Here is a 19,395-nt window from a genome sequence, read left to right as displayed (position 1 = left end):
GGAAGTTAGCAAATTTTCAGCGTGCCGTTGGCAGATGTTCAAGAAGCCGCCAGGAAACCCCAACGTTTGTGTCAAGTAGCACCCGCAGTATCCCCGCTGCCTTTCGAACCGACGTCGCCACCGACTCAGGGCAACGTCTTTTCCACATCTTTTGGGGATACCCGTGCTCAAGCCAAGTAAATCCATGCTGACCATGTCGCTGACGGCGATCGCCGCGGCGCTGCTCGTGGCCGGTTGCGGCGGCGACAACAACAACGACGACTCCAGCGCGTCCACCGGATCCGGCGACTCCACCGGCTCCACCGGTTCCACCGACCCCGTCGCCACCACCTATGCCGGCGTCGTCGTGGCCACCAGCGCCACCAACAATGCCTCGGGCAACCCGACCCTCAAGGCCGGCTACTACTCGGGCGCCACGGTGTTCGTCGACACCAACGGCAACGGTGTGCTGGACAGCGGCGAAGTCTCGGCCACCACCGATGCCAACGGCCACTTCTCGTTGACCACGACCACCTCCGGCACGTTCGTCGCCGACGTCAGCACCGCGGCCACCAACACCGCGTCCGGCGTCAAGGTTCCCCGCCACCTGATCCTGCGCGCATCGAAGGAACAGGTTGCCGACCAGGGCGCGAGCGCCATCGTGATCAGCCCGATGTCCAGCGAAGTGCAACGTCTGGTCGAAGCCAACAACAGCAAGTACGAAACGGAAAAGGCCAACCTGGCCGCGCGCCTGACGGGCCCCGCGTTCAACCTGGGCACCGCCACGGTCAGCGCTGCCGACGCGGTGGGCGACGTCAACGGTATCAGCAATGCCGCCGAAAAGTACGAACTGATGTACGAGGGCAATGCGCTGGCCAACCGCTACACCTACGCCACGACGAAGCTGGACCGCGGCGACATGTACCCCGACAACCTGGCCGTCACCGGTGGCGATCCGCGCCTGGTCGGCCTGAGCGGCGTCACCACCAACACCGCCGTCAAGCCCACGCAAGCGCAAGCGAAGATCACTTACGCCCAGGCCCAGCAGGCCGCGTTCAACATCGAAGGCATCCCGGCCTACGACAACATCTTCGTGATCATCGAAGAGAACAAGTCGACCGACGCGATCCTCAAGAACCCGCGCGCGCCCTACATGAACCAGGTGCTCAGCACCTACAACCAGCTGGCCACCTACTACTCGACCGGCAACCCGTCAGAACCCAACTACACGGCACTGGGCGGCGGTGACGACAACGGCATCACCGACGACAACTGGTTCGGCTGTGGCGCGCGCGCTGAGTACGCTCTCAAGGACGTCGCTTTCACCGGCGGCATCGCCTCCGACGGCCAGATTCTGCCGGCCACCGGCGCCCTGCCGCCCAAGGACAGCAACCACCTGGCTGGCTACGTGGCCGCCGACACCACCTGCGGCGACAGCCCCACTGGCGGCACGGTTCACAACATCCTTGGTGACAACCTGTTCACCCTGCTGTCCAAGGCCGGCCTGACCGCACGCACCTACAGCGAATCGATGAACCCCGGCCAGGACGCACGCGCCGACAGCATCGCGGATGCGGCGGTCAACGGCCAATACAGTGGCACCGCCATCGACGGCACGGTCGTGAACGATACGTCGTCGTACACGGCGCCGGGCGGTCTGTACAAGGTCAAGCATGGCCCTTCCATCGCCTACCAGACGGCGCGTAACCTGCCCGAGTTCTACGCGGACAACCGCACCATCTTCGGTTCGCAGTACACCGAAGCAGCCTGGAAAGCATCGACCGCTTACCCGAGCTACGACCTGACGAACTGGATCTATGACCAGTTCGGCAAGGACCTGGACAACGGCGACGTCGGCAACATCAACTTCGTCGTGCCCGATCAGTGCGACGACATGCACGGCGTGGGTCCGGACGGCGAGTCCTGCAACGGCGGCGCCGACAACAACGACGGCCAGAACGCCAGCGTGACGCGTGCCGACATCTATCTGAATCGTGTCATCACGAAGATCCAGAGTTCGGCCCTGTGGAAGAACCCGCAGAAGCGCGTGGCCATCGTCGTCATGTTCGACGAAGGCGAAGGCTCCAGCACGTCGTGCTGCGGCTGGAACGCGGGCGGTGTCAACTCCGGCGCGGCGCCCCTGTCCATCGACGCGGATGGCAAGGTCACCAAGACGACAGCGCCGACCAACTACACCCACGGCAACGGCGGCCACGGCAACTCGATCTTCGGCGTGATCACCAACCATCAGGACCTGGGCATCGCTCCCAAGGGCATCGTCGACACCGATTCCTACAGCCACTTCGCCATGGTGCGGACGCTGCAGGACATGTTCCAGCTGGCCGACCCCGGCGTCGATTCGACGTACCTGAACCGCGCGAAGTACACGGAAGCGTTCATCGCGCAAAACATCATGAACCTGCCTGAGTTCACCAGCAGCGCCGACACGCACTTCGACTCCGTGCGGCCCATCAACCACGCTTACGTCATTCCGGCGAGCTACACGCAGAAGCTCAATCCGGCGGACATCACCGGCGTGAAGAACAGCGGCGGCACGGTGGTTTCGACGGACGGCGTGGTCACCCCGCAGGTCGGTCCGGACAACAACCAGAAGAACGTCTGGGCGTTGAACTGATTGAATCTCCAGCAAGCGTGAAGCAGTAAGTGAAGTCCGGACGGGGAGGGGCCGCGGCCCTTTCCCGTCCCTTGCATTGAAATGCGAAAGGAAAGAGTGATGCGCAAGGTCTATGCGGGCGCCCTGTCCGCTGTCTTGTTGATCCTGGCAGGCTGTGGGGACGACGGTTCTACACCCGCCCCCATGGCCAAGCCGGCCGCCGCGGCAAGCAGCCCGGCCAGCACGAACACCCCTGCTCCGGCTCCCACGAGTTCGTTGAGCCTGGCCGCCCAGGTGGGCCAGAAAGTGTTCTTCGACAAGACGCTGTCCGGCAACCGCAATATGTCGTGCGCCACCTGCCACGACCCCGCCTATGCCTATGGGCCGCCCAACAGCCTGTCCGTGCAGCTGGGTTCCGATCCTTTGCAATCCGGACTGCGCGCCATCCCGTCGCTGCGCTACAAGGATGGCACGCCGCCCTATAACGACATGGCCGAGAATCCGGACAACGTGACGCTTGGCGCTCCTGGCGGCGGCTTCATGTGGGATGGCCGCGCCGGCACGCTGGCCGACCAGGCCGCTTTCCCGCTGATGAATCCGGTCGAAATGGGCAACAAGTCCAAGGCCGCGGTCGTCGATGCGGTCAGGAACGCCGCCTATTCCGCGCTGTTCAAGCAGGCCTTCGGCGCCGACGCGCTGAACGATGCGGACACGGCGTTCGCCACGGTCGGCAAGGCGCTGGAAGCCTTCGAACGCGAAGACATCAGCTTCCACCCCTACTCCAGCAAATATGACCTCTACGTCCACAACAAGTTGGGCGGAACGCTGACGCCGGCAGAAAAACGCGGCCTGATGATATTCAACAGCGGCACCATCGGTAACTGCGCGGCCTGCCATTACGCGGGCGCCAATTTCAATGGCGGCCAGGGCTTGATGACGGACTATACCTACCAGGCCATAGGCGTACCGCGCAACGATATGTCCATCCCGAACAATCCGTCGCCCATTCCCGCGAACAAGGATGCCGGTTACTACGACATGGGTCTGTGCGGGCCGGAGCGGACCGATCACGCACCAGGTGCGCCGGGCATCGCCACACCCGATCCGTATTGCGGCGTCTTCAAAGTGCCCACACTGCGCAATGTGGCGACGCGTAATGCCTTCTTCCATAACGGCGTGATGCATTCGTTGAACCAGGTCGTGCACTTCTACAACACGCGTGACACGAATCCCGAGTACTGGTATCCGGCAACGGGCGGTGATGGCGCGCCTGTCGCCAACCCTGACTATGCCTTGTTCCCGCAGTCCGTGCCGAATGCCACCGTGCACAAGTTCAACGACCTGCCGGTGGCCTTCCAGGGCAATATCGACGAAGAGATTCCCCTGGGCACCGGCGAAGGCGGCAGCAACACGCTGGGCAGCGGCACCGCACCCAGAAAGCCGGGCAGCACGCCCGTGATGTCCGAGCATGACATGCAGGACCTCATCTGCTTCATGAACATTCTGACGGACGGCTACAAGCCGCCCGCGACGCAGCCGACCAGCGGCAAGTGCGTGGACTGATACCCGTATCGATTTCGAGCAAACCCAGATGAACAGACTTTCAAACGCCCTGCGTCGCGCGGGCGTGACGCTACCCGTGGCCGTCGCGATCATGCTCGCCGCCTGCAGCGGCAGCGCGGCCGAGCCCAGCACCGAGACGTTCACCAAGACGATCAACGACTATCTGGCTGAGCGCGGCCATCTGTGCCTGGCGGAGTACCAGTGGCCCAGATACGTGGCTGACGACGCCTCCGGCAATTCGCGCGATGCCCTGCAGATGCCCGTGTTGGAGAAGCTTGGCCTGCTCAAGAGCACCGTGATGCCGGTGGAGCGTACCGGCGACGACGGCGCCAAGGTCTCCGCGCCCGGACGCCGCTACGACCTGACGGCGGAAGGCCGGAAATTCTATCTGCACAAGCCGGTGGTGGTGGCGACCGCCACGAAGCAGGAGACGCATGACGCCGACTTCTGCGTTGCCAACCTCACCCTGGACAAGGTGATCGGCTGGGAAACGCCGGTCAAGGACCAGGACGGCACCAGCAGAACATCGGTGCTGTACACCTATCACATCGATCCCGCGCCTTTCACCAACGATCCCGAATTTCGCCGCGTGTTTCCCATGGTGACCCGTGTGGTCGAAGGCGCGGGCACCTTGCAGCTGCGCGAAGGCGTGCGGCTGACCAAGGACGGCTGGGTGGCCGAAGAGTTCTTCCAACACTAGGGCAGCCGCGCGATGATCGTCGACTTCGCCAACGAAGTGCGGGACTGGATCGCCCGGAATCTGATTCGCGGGGTGCAGCCCCAGTCCGTCGTGCAGGAGCTGACGGGCAATGGCTTGGAACAGCCTTTGGCGCTTGCCATGGTGCAGGCGGTGTCCAATGCTCTGCTCTTCGGCGAACCCATGCCCCAGGGCAAGCTGGATCTGGCGACACCGCCGGCGCGCTATGTGCCTGGCCCCAGCCGCCTGGGCCACGCGTCGATGCTGAAGGCCGGCACCCGGTCCATACCGGTGCTGGCTCGATTGCAGCGCCCCAGCGCCGCCTTGCTCGGCGGCGTGATCGATGCCGACGAGTGCACGCAATTGATCGCGCAGGCCCGCCCGCGCATGACCGCTTCCACGGTGGTGGATCCCATCACCGGCCTCGACCGGGTGGCCGACCATCGCAGCAGCGCGGGGATGTTCTTCAGCCTGATGGAGACCCCCCTGGTGGCGCGCATCGAACGGCGCATCGCCGCGCTGACGGGATTGCCCATCGAGCACGGTGAGGGCTTGCAGATCCTGCACTACCCGACCGGCGCGGAAAGCACGCCGCATTACGACTATCTGATGCCGGGCAATGACGCCAACAGGTCGTCGATCGCGCGCAGTGGCCAGCGCATCGCCACCTTCATCATGTACCTGAACGACGTCGACGATGGCGGCGAGACCCGCTTTCCGCACGTGGGTTGGTCCGTGCTTCCCCGCCGGGGCCAGGCCCTGTATTTCGAATATGGCAATGCGGATCGACGTACAGATCCGATGTCCCTGCACGCCGGCGGCACGGTGTTGGCCGGCGAGAAATGGATAGCCACCAAATGGATCCGCGAACGGGAGTTCGTGCCCGCACGATAGGTCCGCATCCAGCCGGTTTTTCCCGGCATACCCACGCAATAAAAACAAAGGAAGTTCATGAACGTTGATAGATTCAAGCTGGCCGGCGTTTGCGCGGCCGTCCTGGCTGTATTCACACTGGCAGCTTGCGGCGGCGGCGACGGTGACGATAAGCCCGCCGACGGCGCGTCGACTTCGACGTCCTCCGGAACCGGCACTGGCACGGGTACCGGCAGCGGCAGCGGCAGCGACACTGCGACGACAGGCCCCACGCTAGGCACATTGACGCAGTACGTCAATCCGCTTATCGGCACCGCGCCGGGCAGCTCGCCCAATCCCACCGGCCATGGCGCGGGCGGCAACACGCTGCCCGCCGCCGGCCTGCCCGCCGGCATGGTGCAGTGGGGTCCGGACACCAACACCTCGCCGGCAGCCGCCACGACTCTGGAACCCGGCTCGCCGGCCGGCTACTACTACGACCTGAACACCATCGCCGGCTTCAGCATGACGCATATGAGCGGCACGGGCGGCCAGGGCAACGATGGCGAATTCCCCATCCTGCCGACCGTCGGACCGTCCATCACCACGTCATCGTTCTCCCACGACAACGAGCACGCGGCGCCCGGCTATTACGCCGTCAAGCTGGACAATCAGGTCAACGTCGAATTGACCGCCACGCTGCGCACCGGCTTCGGCCGTTTCACCTATCCGGCCGGCAAGCCCGCGCTGGTGGTGATCGACTCGACGCATAACAATACGCGCACCGGCCAGGCCGGCTCGATCAGCCAGATGGACGATCACACGCTGCAGGGCAGCACCATCGGCGGCGGCTTCGAAGGCAATAGCACCCTGGTGCCGGTGTACTTCTACGCGCAGTTCGACCAGCCCTTCACCAGTTCGTCCATCAGCAACGGCGTGGCGACGATGTCCTTCAATCCGGGCGCCAAGGTGCAGATGAAGATCGGCATCTCCTACGTCAGCGTCACCAACGCCCGGCAAAACCTGGAAGCGGAAAACACCGGCTGGGACTTCGATACCGTGCGCTACGCCGCCGATGCCGAATGGCAAAAGCGCCTGGCCACGGTGCAGGTGACCGGCGGCTCCAAGGACGACCTGACCAAGTTCTACACCGCCTTCTACCACGTGCTGTGGGCGCCCAGCGTCTTCAACGACGTCAACGGCCAGTACATGGGCCTGGACAAGACCGTGCACAAGCTGGAAACGGGCCAGTCGGCACAGTACTCCGGCATCTCGGGCTGGGACATCTATCGTTCCCTGATTCCGCTGAAGGCCTTCCTGTTCCCCAACGAAACCAGTGATCTGGCCCAATCGTTGGTGAATGACGCGAAGCAGTGCGGCGCCATTCCGCACTGGGTCAACGACAACTACGAAGCCGGCGTGATGCCGGGCGACGCCGGTTCGCTGATGGTCGCCGGCGCTTACGCGTTCGGCGCAACCAACTTCGACAAAGCCACCGCCCTGCAATACATGATCAAGCAGGCCAACGTGTCGGGCACCGCGTGCAACGGCACCGCCACCAACGGCGGCCGCAACAGCTACCTGAAGTACGGCTACATCACGGACAGCGAGAACGGCATCGCTTCGTCGACGCTGGAATACGCCAGCAGCGACTTCGCCATTTCGCAGTTCGCCGGCGCGCTGGGCAACACGACCATGCAGAAGACCATCGGCATCCGGTCGGCCTACTGGATGAACCTGCTGAACACGTCCCTGACCCCGCCGCTGATCGTGGCCCGCACCACGGGCGGCGCCTATGACAACGAGACGCAGACCAGCACGGACAACTACGACCAGGGTGACGCCGAGCAGTACACCTGGATGGTGCCCCACAACATCGGCGGCCTGATGTCCCAGCTGGGCACCCAGACGGCGGTCAACGCGCGCCTGGACTCGTTCTTCACCCAGACCAACGCGGGTACGAGCGCGCCCTACCTGTACGTCGGCAATGAACCCGGCTTCGCCACGCCCTGGTTCTACAACTGGTCGGGCCAACCCGCCAGCACGCAGGCTCTGATCCAGCGCATCGTGCAGAACGAGTTCACGACTGAGCCGGGCGGCCTGCCTGGCAACGACGACATGGGCGCGACGTCCAGCTGGTATATGTGGGCGGCGATGGGCATGTATCCCACCATTCCGGCGGTCGGCGGCTTCACCATCAGCAGCCCGCAGTTCTCGTCGGTCAAGGTCGCGCTGGAGAACGGCAAGACGATGCAGATCAACGCCAGCGGCGCGCCTGCATCGGCCTATGTGCAAGGCCTGTCGGTCAACGGCACCGCGCAGACGAGCACCTGGGTGCCCCTGTCGGCAGTGCAGGACGGCGGCACGCTGGACTTCGCCATGACCACGTCCCCGTCCTCCTGGGGCACCGGCGCCAACGACGCGCCGCCGTCCTACGCCATCGCCAACGCGGCGACCATGGCGGATGCCTTCAACGGCCGCTCCGCGGGTGTCGATGGCGTGGCGAACACCGACGGCACCGGTGCGGACTTCGATGGCCAGCGCAACGTCTACTCGGCCACCTTCATGCCCACGGCCGGTTCCACCGTCACGTATGGCGGCGCGAACTTCACGTGGGGCAATGCGAGCAACGGCCTGGACAACGTCTTGCCGCAAGGCCAGACCATCACGATCCCTGGCGCGCCCGTTGGCGGCAGCCTGGTCGTCCTGGGCGCGGCCAACAACGGTCCCAGCACCGGCACCTTCACCCTGACGTTCACCGACGGCACCACCCAGCAACAGGCGATCAGCGTCAGCGACTGGACCAGCGGCACGCAGTTCGGCACGCGCGTCATCACCAGCTCGCACCGCAACAACTCGGCTGGCTCGGCGGACACAACGCCTGCCTATGTTTATGAGCAGGCGTTCCCGCTGCCGGCAGGCAAGACCCTGGCAAGCGTCACCCTGCCCACGCACGTGTCGGCGGGCAAGATGCACATCTTTGGTTTGAGCGTCGCGCCATAAGTCATCTCTGATGCGGAGGCGCGCGGCGCGCTAAACGCATAAGGGGCCGTTGAGGCATCGACAAGCAGTACCCGCGGGAGCGTGGAGATCATCGAATTGGATGGTATCCACGCTCCCTTTCTACATACTTTGTATACGCATTCATATGCATCTTCGTTTAACTGGATGGTATCCATCCACTAAGTTCTTTGTACTTATGCAAAAGGAGGATAAATTGCGGACTTTTTCACGGAAGCTCATCCGTTCACGCAGGCCATTGGTTTGGTTGGCAACGCTCGCTTAGCCGACGAGCAACGCCGGAACCTCCGATCTTTGGCCCCCCTTGGAGGATCCATTTTGAAGTACGGCAAAAAGGTTTGGCTGAAGGCGACGATCGCGCTAGGTGCGTATTCCTGCGGTGGCGCCATGGCCGCCGACCTGACGGTAGCGCCGGGAAGTACCCAGGTGCTCGACAACTCGGTCAGCTATCCCGGCGGCGTCGATGTCAACGGCGGCACGCTGGTCATCGGCGGCAACGGCGGTGGCGCGGGAGTCACGCTCGATGGCAACGTCAACGCCAACTCGAACGGCACGATCGCGGGCTTCGGCTCGGTCGATGGTGATCTGAGCGTCACGGGCAATTCGCATGTCGCACCGGGCTACGCCGTCGGTACGCCGACCGGTGTGTCCAACGGCAACCTGATCGTGACCGGCAACCTGTCGATGAGCAACGCCGCGTACGACTTCGAGACCGGCTACGCAGGACTGCCCATCACTCAACCGGGCACAGGCGACAACATCACCGTGCGCGGCAACGTCGACCTCAATAACGTCACCTTGAACGTCACGGTGAACACCCTGGGGGTCAACGCCGGCTACTACCGCATCCTGTCCTACGGTGGCACATTGAGCGGCAACGGCATGACCTTGGGTTCGGTCAGCGGCGATTCCGTGCCGGGCGCGACCATCCAGACACTCACTGGCGACAAGCAGATCAACCTTATTCTCGGCCCCAGCACCACCAATTTGTGGAACGGCGACGGCCTGGCGTCGGCCACCCGGGCGGGCGGCGGCAGCGGCACCTGGACCGCGGCCAGCACCAACTGGAACAGCCCTGCCAACGCCACCGGCGCCCTGCCCGACGGCGGCTATGCCATCTTCACCGGCAGCACGGGCACGGTGACCGTCGACAACGGCGCCGGTGCGGTGCGCGTGTCGGGCATACAGTTCGCCAGCGACCGCTACCGCGTGCAAGGCGCGCCCATCACCCTGGTCGCCAACGGCGGCAATCCGCCAGCCATTGTCGTCGGTGACGGCACGCTTGCTTCCGCGCAGTATGTCGACACCATCGACAACCCCTTGCAAGGCACCAGCGGCTTCGTCAAGACCGGCCCCGGCTCGGTGATCCTCAATGGAGACAGCAGCGGCCTGAGCGGTCCCATCCTGATCGCCGACGGCGCTTTGGAACTGAACGGCAAGTTGAACGGGCCGGTCGACATCGGGCGCGAAGTCGTGCTCGCCGGTGTGGGCCAGCTGGGCACCACCACGCTGTATCCCACTGCCGTCATCTCGCCTGGCAACGACGGCTCGCCCATCGGTGAACTCACCATCAACGGCAACCTGACCTTCGGCCAGGACTCGATCTATCGCGTGCATGCCGACCCGGCCAGCAGCGCCAGCGACCACATCCACGTCACCGGCGTCGCCTATCTGGACGGCACCGTGGCGCACGTCGGCCCCGACGGCAACTATGCCCCGCTGGCGACGTACAACATCCTGACCGCTGACGGCGGCATACAGGGCCAGTTCACGGGCGCGTCGAGCGCGTATGCCTTCCTTACCCCTACACTCACCTACGACGCCAAGAACGCCTTCCTGACGCTCTCCCGCAACGGCGTGCCGATAGGCAGCGTGGGCAACACGGGCAACCAGAGCAGCGTGGGCGGCGCGCTGGATAACGAAGCGCCGCCTGCAAGCAGTAGTGGCAGCGGATCCTCGACGAGCGGCAATGGCGCAACGACCACGACCGGTACCTCGACTGCCCCGAGTGGATCAGGCACCACGAATGCTTCCTCCGGCGCGACGTCCACGACAACGGCAAGCGGCCTGCCCGCCACCAGCGCCATCGACGCCTTGGCGAGCCTCGCGCCTGCCAACAGTGGCGCGGGCCAGGTAGCCACCGCGGTCCTGTCCATGACGCCGGCCGAAGCACGCGCGGCTCTGGCCATGCTCTCGGGCGAAGCCTACGCAAGCACCACCAGCGTGTTGCAGAGCCTCGGCGATACCGTGCGCACGGTGCCGCTGGACCACTTCCGCAGCAATCTCGACGCGGCGGCGCTGCCTGGCAACAGCACGGCGCAATTGGGCGCGCCATCCGCCAACGCGTTGCCGCGTAGCGGTGCGCATCCCGTCTGGGCGCAGGTGTTCGGTAATTGGCGGACCTTTGCCAGCGACGGCAATGCGTCGCGCGTGAGCCAATCGGATGGCGGCCTGTTCATTGGCGGCGATGGCGCCGTCGGCAACGGCTGGCGCCTGGGCGGCGCGGTGGGCTACATCGGCAGCCACAGCACGGTGGCCGATGTCTCGTCGCGCACCGACGTCGACAGCTATACCGCAACCCTGTTCGGCGGACGCAACTTCGCCGCCGGGCCTGGCGACATCCGCTTCACGGCGGGCGCGGCTTATACGTGGCACGACATCGAAACGAAGCGCAACGTGGCGGTGGGCAGCCTGAGCCAACAGCTCGACTCGTCCTATCACGCGTCTTCCACGCAGCTGTTCACCGAGCTGGGCTACAAGCTGCCACTGGGTGACGCGTACACCGTCGAGCCCTTCGCCGGCGTGGCGTGGAACCAGCTGCGCACCCGCGACTTTGCCGAGTCGGGCGGTAGCGCCGCCCTGCACGGAGACGGGCAACGCGATGACGTGACCAGCACCACCCTGGGCGTGCGCGGCGCCTGGCTGTTCGGTTCCGACCGCGAGCCCGGCCGCCTGACCGCAAGCTTGGGCTGGCGCCATGCGATGGGCGACGTGAACCCGAAGCAGGCCCTGGCTTTCGACGGCGGCACCACGTTCTCGGTGGCCGGCGTTCCCATCGCGCGCGATGCCGCCGTGCTGGGACTGGGTGCTGAGGTGGCCATCACGCGCAACACGACGGCCGGCATCAGCTATGACGGCCAGTTCGGCGGTGGCAACCGCCAGCACTCGGGCGTGTTCAAGCTGGCCATGCGGTTCTAAGCGCTGATCCAGGCGCTTCCCGGGCGGACGCGAGCGCGTCCGCCCGTTGCCGTGTCGGGGCGGTGGTGTTGGCGTTGGTGTTGGCGTTGGCGCGACGCCAACATGGCAGAGCATCAATTCGCAAACTAGCGCGATGTTTCCGCAAGAAGCGCAACGCTCCGCATCGAACCGCTTGCGGTCCACGCCGCGCAACGACCATTCTAAAAATGAGCGCCGGAGTTTTGCTGCATTTCAGTGGATTGTATGGAGGAAGATACCTTTATCCTCAAGCCAGCACTATCCGACTTCCCGCGCTGAGAACAATAAGTAGCACACGCCCCAGCGCGTGGATCGACATACGCCAGTGTCGCGGTCGACATCATCTCCTCCACCTACCGGCTCATCCACCCGTGAAATTGTCCAATCTGAAAATTGGCACCCGCCTTGTGCTGGGTTTCGCCATCGTCCTCCTCCTTTTGCTGTGCGCCTCGACGTTTGGCATGTTCCAGCTGCGCAGCCTTGCGGAAGCCAACCGCGTCACGCTGGAAAAGCCCCTGATCAAGGAACGATTGGCGGCCGACTGGAGCCGCAATACTTTCGGCGCGATCCGCCGGACGTCGGCCATCGCGAAAAGCAGCGACGATTCGCTGGTTCCCTACTTCGCCAAGGATGCTGCGGACGTAACGGCCTCGACCGACAAGATCACCAAGCAGGTCGAAGCACTGCTGGACAGCGATGAAGAACGCGCCCTCTTTGCCGATATCGGCCGCGTGCGCCAGAAGTATATGGAGTCCCGCAACGCCGTCATGAAGGCAAAGGCGGCAGGCAATCTTGCGGAGGCCAGCCGCGTATTCGATCAGGAATACGGCCCCGCCGCACAGCAATACGAAGAACGCATCCAGGCCTTCGTCATGACGCAACGAGCCACCATCGACGCGGCCAAGCAAAGCATCCAGGAACTCTACCAACGCGACGTGCAGTTGCTGATCGTGATCGTGGTGCTAGGCCTGGCGCTGGGCGTGGCCTGCGCCGTCTTGATCACCCGCGGCATCGTGCGCCCCATCTCCTACGCGGTGCGCGTCGCGGATGCCGTGGCGGGCGGCGACCTTACGCAACGCATCGAGGTCACCGCGCGCGATGAAACGGGTCACCTGCTGATGGCCCTGCGCACGATGAACACCAATCTGTCGCGCACGGTGGGCGGCATCCGCACCGGCGCGGAGACCATCTCCATGGCATCCAGCGAGATCGCCGCGGGCAACGCCGACCTGTCGTCGCGTACCGAAGAGCAGGCCGCGTCCCTGGAAGAAACGGCCGCCTCGATGGAGCAGATGGCGTCCACCGTGAAGCAGAATGCCGACAATGCGCGCCAGGCCAACAAGCTGGCCGCCAGCGCGTCTGAAGTGGCGCAGCGTGGCGGCTCGGCGGTGGCCGAGGTCGTGGAAACCATGAACGCCATCTCGTCCAGTTCCGGCAAGATGTCGGAAATCGTCGCGGTGATCGACGGTATTGCCTTCCAGACCAACATCCTGGCACTGAACGCCGCCGTGGAAGCCGCAAGAGCAGGCGAACAGGGCAAGGGCTTCGCGGTCGTGGCCGGCGAAGTGCGCACCTTGGCGCAGCGCAGCGCCAACGCCGCCAAGGAAATCAAAGGCCTGATCGAGGATTCCGTCGGCAAGGTCAGCATGGGCGCCGGCCAGGTCGAGCGCGCCGGCACCACCATGCGCGAGATCGTCACCTCCGTGCAGCGCGTCACCGACATCATGGGCGAGATCACCATGGCTTCGGATGAACAGGCCCGCGGCGTCGACCAGGTCAACATCGCCATTTCGCAGATGGATGAAGTGACCCAGCAGAACGCGGCCCTGGTCGAGGAATCCGCCGCCGCCGCCGGCGCCATGCAGGATCAGGCGGCAGAACTGGTGCGCGCGGTCTCCACCTTCAAGATCGCCACCGCCGAGGTCATCGATGCCTCGATCATTCGGGCTGAATACCCGCCTGTCGGCATAAGCGCGACCACTTCCTGACTTCAGCTTCGACATAGCCCCCGGCCTGCTCGGGGGCTACCAGAGCCGGCGCAAATCCTTGCAGGGCCATCTTTGCCTTCACGTCAGCGTCCGCCACGGCACGGCTGATCGCGCTGTACAGACGCTGTGTGACGGGGCCTGGCAAACCCTTGGGGGCCATCAAGCCTATCCATGCATCGATGGGCTCGAAGTCCCGCAAGGATTCCGCCATCGCGGGCCAATCCGGCGCCAAGGGACTGCGTTGCGCGGTGGTCACGGCAAGCGCCCGCAGCCGCCCTGACTTGACCTGGGCCAATGCACTGCCCAGGTCGAGAAACGTGAACTGCAAGGTCCCGCCGAGAAGGTCATTCGTGGCCAGCGGGATGCTCTTGTAGGGAACCAGCAGGGCATCGAAACCACCGACCTTGATCAATTGCGCCGCGCAGACCTGCGAGCTGGACGACCCATAGCCCGCGCTGATCTTGCCCGGATGCGCGCGCGCATACGCGATCAGCGCCGCGACGTTCGTGGCCGGCATATCCGCACGCGCCACCAGCACCAGCGGCGTGCTGGCAAACAGGCCCACGGTGGTGAAGTCGGCAACGGGGTCGAAGGGGACACTCTTGAGCGTGCTTGGCGCCGCGGCCAGCGAGACCGAGGCCACCAACAGCGTATTGCCATCGGGTGCGCTACGGGCTACCGCCTCCGCGCCCACGGTACCTTGCGCGCCGGGGCGATTCTCCACGACGATGGGCTGGCCCAGCGCAAGCTGCATCTCCCTCGTCAACAGGCGCGCGATATTGTCGGTCGCGCTGCCGGGCGAAAAAGGAACCACCAGCCGTATCGGCTGCGACGATAGCCCTTGTGCCCACGCATCCTGCTGGATCAGCGGCCAGCCCGCAACGGCCACGGCGCCACGCTTCAGGAAGTCTCGACGGATCATGATTTGTCCTTGCCGATGGGTAAGGTCAGTAAAAGGAAGGACAGCGCCTTGCCGTGGGAGTCGAGATTCAGGGAATCATTGACGCCACCGTCCAGCACGTTTTCCAGAACGAGATTCAAGCCGCCCAGATGCGGCAGCAGGTAGCGCCTTACAGCAGTGGGCGCGCGGGCGCTGAAGAGTCGCGCCACCCGCTCCTCCGTGACCAGATCGACCAGAAGGCCGTAGTCCTCCGGGCGGTACACAAACACGCAGATGTTTGAATGGTTGCCCTTGTCCCCGGCGCGCGCATGCGCGATGTCATGCAGGATGCGTGGTTCATTGACGGTCTTGTTCACGGCTTACTCCAGGATGCGAAAACGGGCTGCCACCAGGTCTCTGGGCACATAACAGGCGACGTTGGACAGGCGCTGGCGTTTGGCAGTGCGCACACCGCCACCGCCCGCCGGTCCGCACAACCACAAGGAATACACCTCCCTCAGCATGCGATCTATCTCGGCGGAGTCGGCATGCCGACCAGCGACGCGCAGCCTGATGTCCGCGTGGTCCGGCCCCTCGCCCGCGGCCAGCTCGGCGAGCCCATGGCCGCCATCATCGCCAAACACGCTCAAACTGCCGATCAGGTCGAAGCGCAGGGCCATCGCCTGACCCATGCGCTGGCGCACGACCTCCATCGCCAGGCGTGCGCGCGCTTCGGCATGCGGCCCGGCATAGGAAATTTCGGCCTCGCCCAGCCATCCGCCTTCGAAGTACACAAGCGCCTTGAGCGTGGGTGGCCTGGCATGCCCCCGTACCCCACGCACTTCCACACGGTTCGGGCCGATCTGCCGCAGCTCCGCCTGCATGATGTCGGCGGTGACATCAGGCGTCAGATAAGCGGCGGGGTCATGCACTTCGTACAAGAGCTGTTCCTTCACCGTCCTGATTTCCACGACGCCGCCGGTGCCGCTCGGCTTGGTGATGACAAACGAGCCGTCCTGGCGAATCTGCGCAATGGGATATCCCACGTGAGCAAGGTCCTCGACTTCCTTGCGACCAGGGTCGGCGAAGTAGCCGCCGGTGACCTGGGCGCCGCACTCCAGCAGATGTCCCGCCATGGTGGCGCCGGCGAGCTTGTCCAGGTCCTCTTCGGTCCAGTCGAAATGGGCGATGGCAGGCCCCAGGACCAGGGCGGGGTCGGCCACGCGACCGCTTACGACGATTTGCGCACCGGCACGCAGCGCCTGGGCGATTTCGAAGGCGCCCAGATAGACGTTGGCACTGACGAAAGCTTGCGGGGAAAGTAGCCGGCGCCGGTCTTCGGCCGGCAACAGTGTCTGCAAAAGACGCTGCCCTGCCTCATCCGACAAGTCATCGCCTTCGATAACGGCGATGCGGGGTGACGGGCAACCCAACTCCGCGGCGAGCCGCTGAATCAGCGCTGCCGCGGCCTTCGGATTGGCGGCCCCGAAGTTGCTGACGATGGCGATGCCGTGACGAAGGCAATCCGCCAGCACCGGACGCAGCTCCGCTTCCAGCAGAGGTTCGTAACCGAGTTGCGGGTTGGCCCGCTTCGCCAGTTGTGCCAGCGCCAGAGTGCGTTCCGCCAGGTTCTCGAACACCAGTACGCCGCGGCCGCCATTCGCGATCAGCTCGTCCACGATGGGCCTTGCGGCATCGGTCCTGTCACCCGATCCGCCGGCGGCGCAGCCCACCAGCAAGTCCGGTCTCTGTTCTCCGGGGCTCATGATCATATCTCCCGCCAAATGGCTATTCAGGCTCGATGCCGGCCTGCTTGACCTTTTCACCCCACACCGATTTCTGCCGCACGACGAAGCGTCCGAACTCGTCGGCCCGCGCTGGCGTGGGCTCGGCACCCATTTCCGTCAGCTTTTGCTGGATATCGGCGGCACTGACGATCGCATAGAGCGCATCCGCCAGTTTTTGGGACACTGCTTCCGGCATCTTGGCGGGCCCGAATATGCCAACCCAGGCGGCCAGGTCAAAGCCTGGCTTGCCCAGCGCTTCCGACACGGTAGGCAGATCGGGCGCCAGCGCGCTGCGCTTTTCGGTCGACACCGCCAACGCTCTAAGGCTGCCGGCCTTGATCTGCGGCGCCGCCGATGCCAGATCGATGAACATGAACGTGGCCCGATCGCCGATGATGTCCGTCATGGCCTGCGGCGTGCTCTTGTACGGAATGGCGGCGGCTTCCAGGCCCGCCAGCCGATCGAACGACGCCGCGGAAATCTGCCCTGTGCTGTTGCCGTAGGCGTAGTTCAACGAACCGCGCCGCTGCTTGCCATAAGCGAGCAGCGCCGGCACGTTGGTCACCGGCAGCTTGCCGCTCACCACCAACACGAAGGGAAAGTTGCAGACCTGAACCAAAGGCGTGAAGTCGGCGACGGGGTCGTAGCGCAGACTTTTGAACAGGAACGGATTGGACGAATGGGTCGTGTTCGTGGCCAACATGATGGTGTACCCATCGGGTGCGGCGCGCGCCACGTAGTCGGCCGCCAGTTGCCCGGACCCCCCCGGCTTGTTTTCCACGATCACGCTCTGACCCATCGCGCGTTGCAGCCGTTCACCTATCAGACGCGCAACGATGTCGCTGGCGCTGCCGGCGGCGAAGGCCGTGATCAGGTGGATGGGTTGACTGGGATACGCCGCCAGCACGCCCGCCGGCGCCAGCATGAGCGCCGCGACGGCGGCCATGACCCGGATCGTCCGCCGACCCAGCAGGCGTAAAGGGCGCAATGGGCGCAATAGGCCCAGGAAAATTTGCCTCATCTTCAGTCTCCTTGGGGGATGCCGCCGCGCTCTGAGTAGCGGTCGGGTTGCTGGATATCCTTGCCGCGCTTCGTATCCGCCTTATTCCGCTGCCATCATCGCCAGAATTCGCTGCGCCTGTTTCAAGTGAGGCCGGTCCAGCATCTCGCCATCCAACTGCAATGTACCCACGCCCTGGGAATCCGCGAAAGCCTTCACGATGCGGCGCGCCCGCGCCAGCTCTTCGTCGCTGGGCGTGAATGCCGCGTTGATGTGCTCGACCTGGCTGGGATGAATGGCAATCTTGCCTGTGAAACCCGCGCGCCTGGCGTGGGCGGCATCGCGGCGCAGGCCATCGGCATCGCGGAAATTCGCCCACAGGGTGTCGATGGCCGCCACGCCAGCCGCGTGCGCGCCCAACAGGCACAGGGAGCGCGCCATGCTGTAGGTGAACTCGTACTCGCCGTTCTCCTGGCGATTGGTGCTGGCGCCCATGGCGGCGGCCAGGTCCTCCCCGCCCCAGGTAAGGGCGCGCAGGCGTGGCCCTGCATCGCGAAACTCCCCCAGCGCGAACATGGCCTGAGGCGTCTCCGTCGCGACCGGCAGAATGCCGATACTGCCGGCGGGAATGTCGTCGCGCGCTTCCAGAGCGGACAGATACTGGCCCAGCAGGATCACGTCACGCGCGCCACAACCTTTCGGCAACATGATGCCCGCCGGCGCGCCGCGCACGATCTCGGCCAGGTCCGCCAAGGCCAGACCGGAATCGAGGGGATTGATGCGCACCCATAGCTGCGGGCCGGCCCCCCGATGCGCAAGCAGGTACTCGCGCACCATGCCGCGCGCCACGGGCAGGCGGGAGATGTCCACGGAATCTTCCAGATCCAGGATCAGGGCGTCCGCGCCCACCGTGTCGCCCTTGGCGAGCTTGCGTTCGCTATCGCCGGGGACGAATAAGAATGACCGTAGTGCCATGCGTGCAGCTCCTAGTAAAAAGCCAAGAGGCCTGGAGGTGTCGATCAACGTCCCTGAAAACTGGGCGTACGCTTCTCGGCGAAGGCTTGGGTGCCTTCAACCACGTCCTCGGACTCCTGCAGGATTCTCAGAAACAGTTGCTCCATGCGCAGCCCCGTGGCCAGGTCCGCATCGCGGCTGCGCGCGGCCAGTTCCTTGGCCGCCTGGACCGCCAGCGGGGCGTTGGCGGCCAGACGGCTGGCATAGTCCATGGCCGCATCCAGCAATTGCGCATGCGGCACCACGCGATTCACCAGCCCCCAGCGTTCTGCCCTTGCGGCGTCCATGGCATCGCCTATCAGCAGCATCTCCATCGCGATAGCATGGGGCAGTTGTTGCGCCACCCGCTGGGTGCCGCCATTGGCGGGGAACACGCCACGTTTGACCTCCGTCAGGCCAAAGCTTGCGTGCTCCGAACAGACGCGCAGATCGGTCGCCAGCAATAGAGTCATGCCACCGCCCAGGCAGAAACCGTTCACCGCGGCCACGACCGGTTTCCAGACTTCAAGGCCGCGGTTCAAAAGCGGATTCGCCTGGGTAAGCGCCAATTCCGCCAGGGACGGCCGAGCGTTGACGAAGGACTTGAGGTCGGCCCCCGCGCAAAACGATTTGTCGCCGGCGCCGGTAATCACGGCCACCCGTATTTTTGGATCGTCCCGCACCCGGCACCACGCTTCCGACAACCAGGCGTAGTGCTCCGCATCGAGCGCATTGCGGCGCTCGGGCCGATTGATCCTGATCGTGGCCACGCCTTCAGCAAAGTCGAAATCGATGGACATGGGCG

The 19,395-nt window shown here is 64.6% G+C and carries 13 protein-coding genes; 7 read left to right on the top strand and 6 right to left on the bottom strand.

Annotation, left to right across the window (positions count from 1 at the left end; all coding sequences use genetic code 11):
* Window positions 1-184: 184 nt before the first annotated feature.
* The 7 genes from ASB57_RS26765 (at window position 185) to ASB57_RS26735 (ending at window position 13,930) form a co-directional block, all read left to right on the top strand.
* The gene (locus ASB57_RS26765) at window positions 185-2,614 is read left to right on the top strand and encodes an alkaline phosphatase family protein (protein WP_057654925.1); all 2,430 of its coding nucleotides are present in this window, start codon (window positions 185-187) and stop codon (window positions 2,612-2,614) included.
* 99 nt (window positions 2,615-2,713) lie between these two features.
* Window positions 2,714-4,156, top strand: coding sequence for a cytochrome-c peroxidase (locus ASB57_RS26760; RefSeq protein ID WP_057654924.1), 1,443 nt, complete (start codon window positions 2,714-2,716; stop codon window positions 4,154-4,156).
* Window positions 4,157-4,184: 28 nt separating this feature from the next.
* Window positions 4,185-4,856 carry a hypothetical protein gene (locus ASB57_RS26755; protein WP_057654923.1) on the top strand — a complete coding sequence of 224 codons (672 nt, stop codon included), beginning with the start codon at window positions 4,185-4,187 and terminating at the stop codon, window positions 4,854-4,856.
* A 12-nt stretch (window positions 4,857-4,868) separates the two neighbouring features.
* Window positions 4,869-5,747, top strand: a complete 879-nt coding sequence (locus tag ASB57_RS26750) for a 2OG-Fe(II) oxygenase (protein ID WP_057654922.1) — start codon at window positions 4,869-4,871, stop codon at window positions 5,745-5,747.
* Window positions 5,748-5,804: 57 nt separating this feature from the next.
* Window positions 5,805-8,708: a GH92 family glycosyl hydrolase gene (locus ASB57_RS26745; protein WP_057654921.1), complete on the top strand. Its 2,904-nt coding sequence runs from the start codon at window positions 5,805-5,807 to the stop codon at window positions 8,706-8,708.
* A gap of 405 nt (window positions 8,709-9,113) precedes the next feature.
* On the top strand, window positions 9,114-11,924 hold the full coding sequence (locus ASB57_RS26740; protein ID WP_082622082.1) for an autotransporter outer membrane beta-barrel domain-containing protein: 2,811 nt from the start codon (window positions 9,114-9,116) through the stop codon (window positions 11,922-11,924).
* Between the two features lie 389 nt (window positions 11,925-12,313).
* Window positions 12,314-13,930, top strand: coding sequence for a methyl-accepting chemotaxis protein (locus ASB57_RS26735; RefSeq protein ID WP_231755267.1), 1,617 nt, complete (start codon window positions 12,314-12,316; stop codon window positions 13,928-13,930).
* On the opposite strand, the gene ASB57_RS26730 is transcribed toward ASB57_RS26735, so the two are convergent.
* From ASB57_RS26730 to ASB57_RS26705, 6 genes are all read right to left on the bottom strand, one after another.
* Complete coding sequence (locus ASB57_RS26730) at window positions 13,881-14,852, bottom strand: tripartite tricarboxylate transporter substrate binding protein (protein ID WP_057654919.1); 972 nt, start codon at window positions 14,850-14,852, stop codon at window positions 13,881-13,883. The two genes, ASB57_RS26735 and ASB57_RS26730, sit on opposite strands and share 50 nt — an antisense overlap.
* A complete protein-coding gene (locus ASB57_RS26725) occupies window positions 14,849-15,187 on the bottom strand; it encodes a hypothetical protein (protein WP_057654918.1) in 339 nt (112 codons plus the stop codon). The genes ASB57_RS26730 and ASB57_RS26725 overlap by 4 nt, the downstream gene beginning before the upstream one ends.
* Before the next feature lie 3 nt (window positions 15,188-15,190).
* Window positions 15,191-16,576, bottom strand: coding sequence for an acyclic terpene utilization AtuA family protein (locus ASB57_RS26720; RefSeq protein WP_057656468.1), 1,386 nt, complete (start codon window positions 16,574-16,576; stop codon window positions 15,191-15,193).
* A 22-nt stretch (window positions 16,577-16,598) separates the two neighbouring features.
* Window positions 16,599-17,618: a tripartite tricarboxylate transporter substrate binding protein gene (locus ASB57_RS26715; RefSeq protein WP_231755266.1), complete on the bottom strand. Its 1,020-nt coding sequence runs from the start codon at window positions 17,616-17,618 to the stop codon at window positions 16,599-16,601.
* Between the two features lie 81 nt (window positions 17,619-17,699).
* Window positions 17,700-18,572, bottom strand: a complete 873-nt coding sequence (locus ASB57_RS26710) for a CoA ester lyase (RefSeq protein WP_057654917.1) — start codon at window positions 18,570-18,572, stop codon at window positions 17,700-17,702.
* A gap of 44 nt (window positions 18,573-18,616) precedes the next feature.
* The gene (locus ASB57_RS26705; protein ID WP_057654916.1) at window positions 18,617-19,390 is read right to left on the bottom strand and encodes an enoyl-CoA hydratase/isomerase family protein; all 774 of its coding nucleotides are present in this window, start codon (window positions 19,388-19,390) and stop codon (window positions 18,617-18,619) included.
* Window positions 19,391-19,395: the final 5 nt, after the last annotated feature.

The organism is Bordetella sp. N, assembly GCF_001433395.1.
Lineage (GTDB): Bacteria > Pseudomonadota > Gammaproteobacteria > Burkholderiales > Burkholderiaceae_B > Bordetella_C.
The sequence above is the reverse complement of the archived record's forward strand: the minus strand, read 5'-3'. Positions and strand labels throughout refer to the sequence as shown.

What these genes read in the sequence shown, in the direction of transcription:
- ASB57_RS26745 (WP_057654921.1), top strand. Translation starts at nt 5,805, where the DNA reads ATGAACGTTGATAGATTCAAGCTGGCCGGCGTTTGCGCGGCCGTCCTG.
- ASB57_RS26715 (WP_231755266.1), bottom strand. Translation starts at nt 17,618, where the DNA reads ATGAGGCAAATTTTCCTGGGCCTATTGCGCCCATTGCGCCCTTTACGC.
- ASB57_RS26755 (WP_057654923.1), top strand. Translation starts at nt 4,185, where the DNA reads ATGAACAGACTTTCAAACGCCCTGCGTCGCGCGGGCGTGACGCTACCC.
- ASB57_RS26705 (WP_057654916.1), bottom strand. Translation starts at nt 19,390, where the DNA reads ATGTCCATCGATTTCGACTTTGCTGAAGGCGTGGCCACGATCAGGATC.
- ASB57_RS26760 (WP_057654924.1), top strand. Translation starts at nt 2,714, where the DNA reads ATGCGCAAGGTCTATGCGGGCGCCCTGTCCGCTGTCTTGTTGATCCTG.
- ASB57_RS26720 (WP_057656468.1), bottom strand. Translation starts at nt 16,576, where the DNA reads ATGAGCCCCGGAGAACAGAGACCGGACTTGCTGGTGGGCTGCGCCGCC.
- ASB57_RS26710 (WP_057654917.1), bottom strand. Translation starts at nt 18,572, where the DNA reads ATGGCACTACGGTCATTCTTATTCGTCCCCGGCGATAGCGAACGCAAG.
- ASB57_RS26765 (WP_057654925.1), top strand. Translation starts at nt 185, where the DNA reads ATGCTGACCATGTCGCTGACGGCGATCGCCGCGGCGCTGCTCGTGGCC.
- ASB57_RS26730 (WP_057654919.1), bottom strand. Translation starts at nt 14,852, where the DNA reads ATGATCCGTCGAGACTTCCTGAAGCGTGGCGCCGTGGCCGTTGCGGGC.
- ASB57_RS26750 (WP_057654922.1), top strand. Translation starts at nt 4,869, where the DNA reads ATGATCGTCGACTTCGCCAACGAAGTGCGGGACTGGATCGCCCGGAAT.
- ASB57_RS26740 (WP_082622082.1), top strand. Translation starts at nt 9,114, where the DNA reads ATGGCCGCCGACCTGACGGTAGCGCCGGGAAGTACCCAGGTGCTCGAC.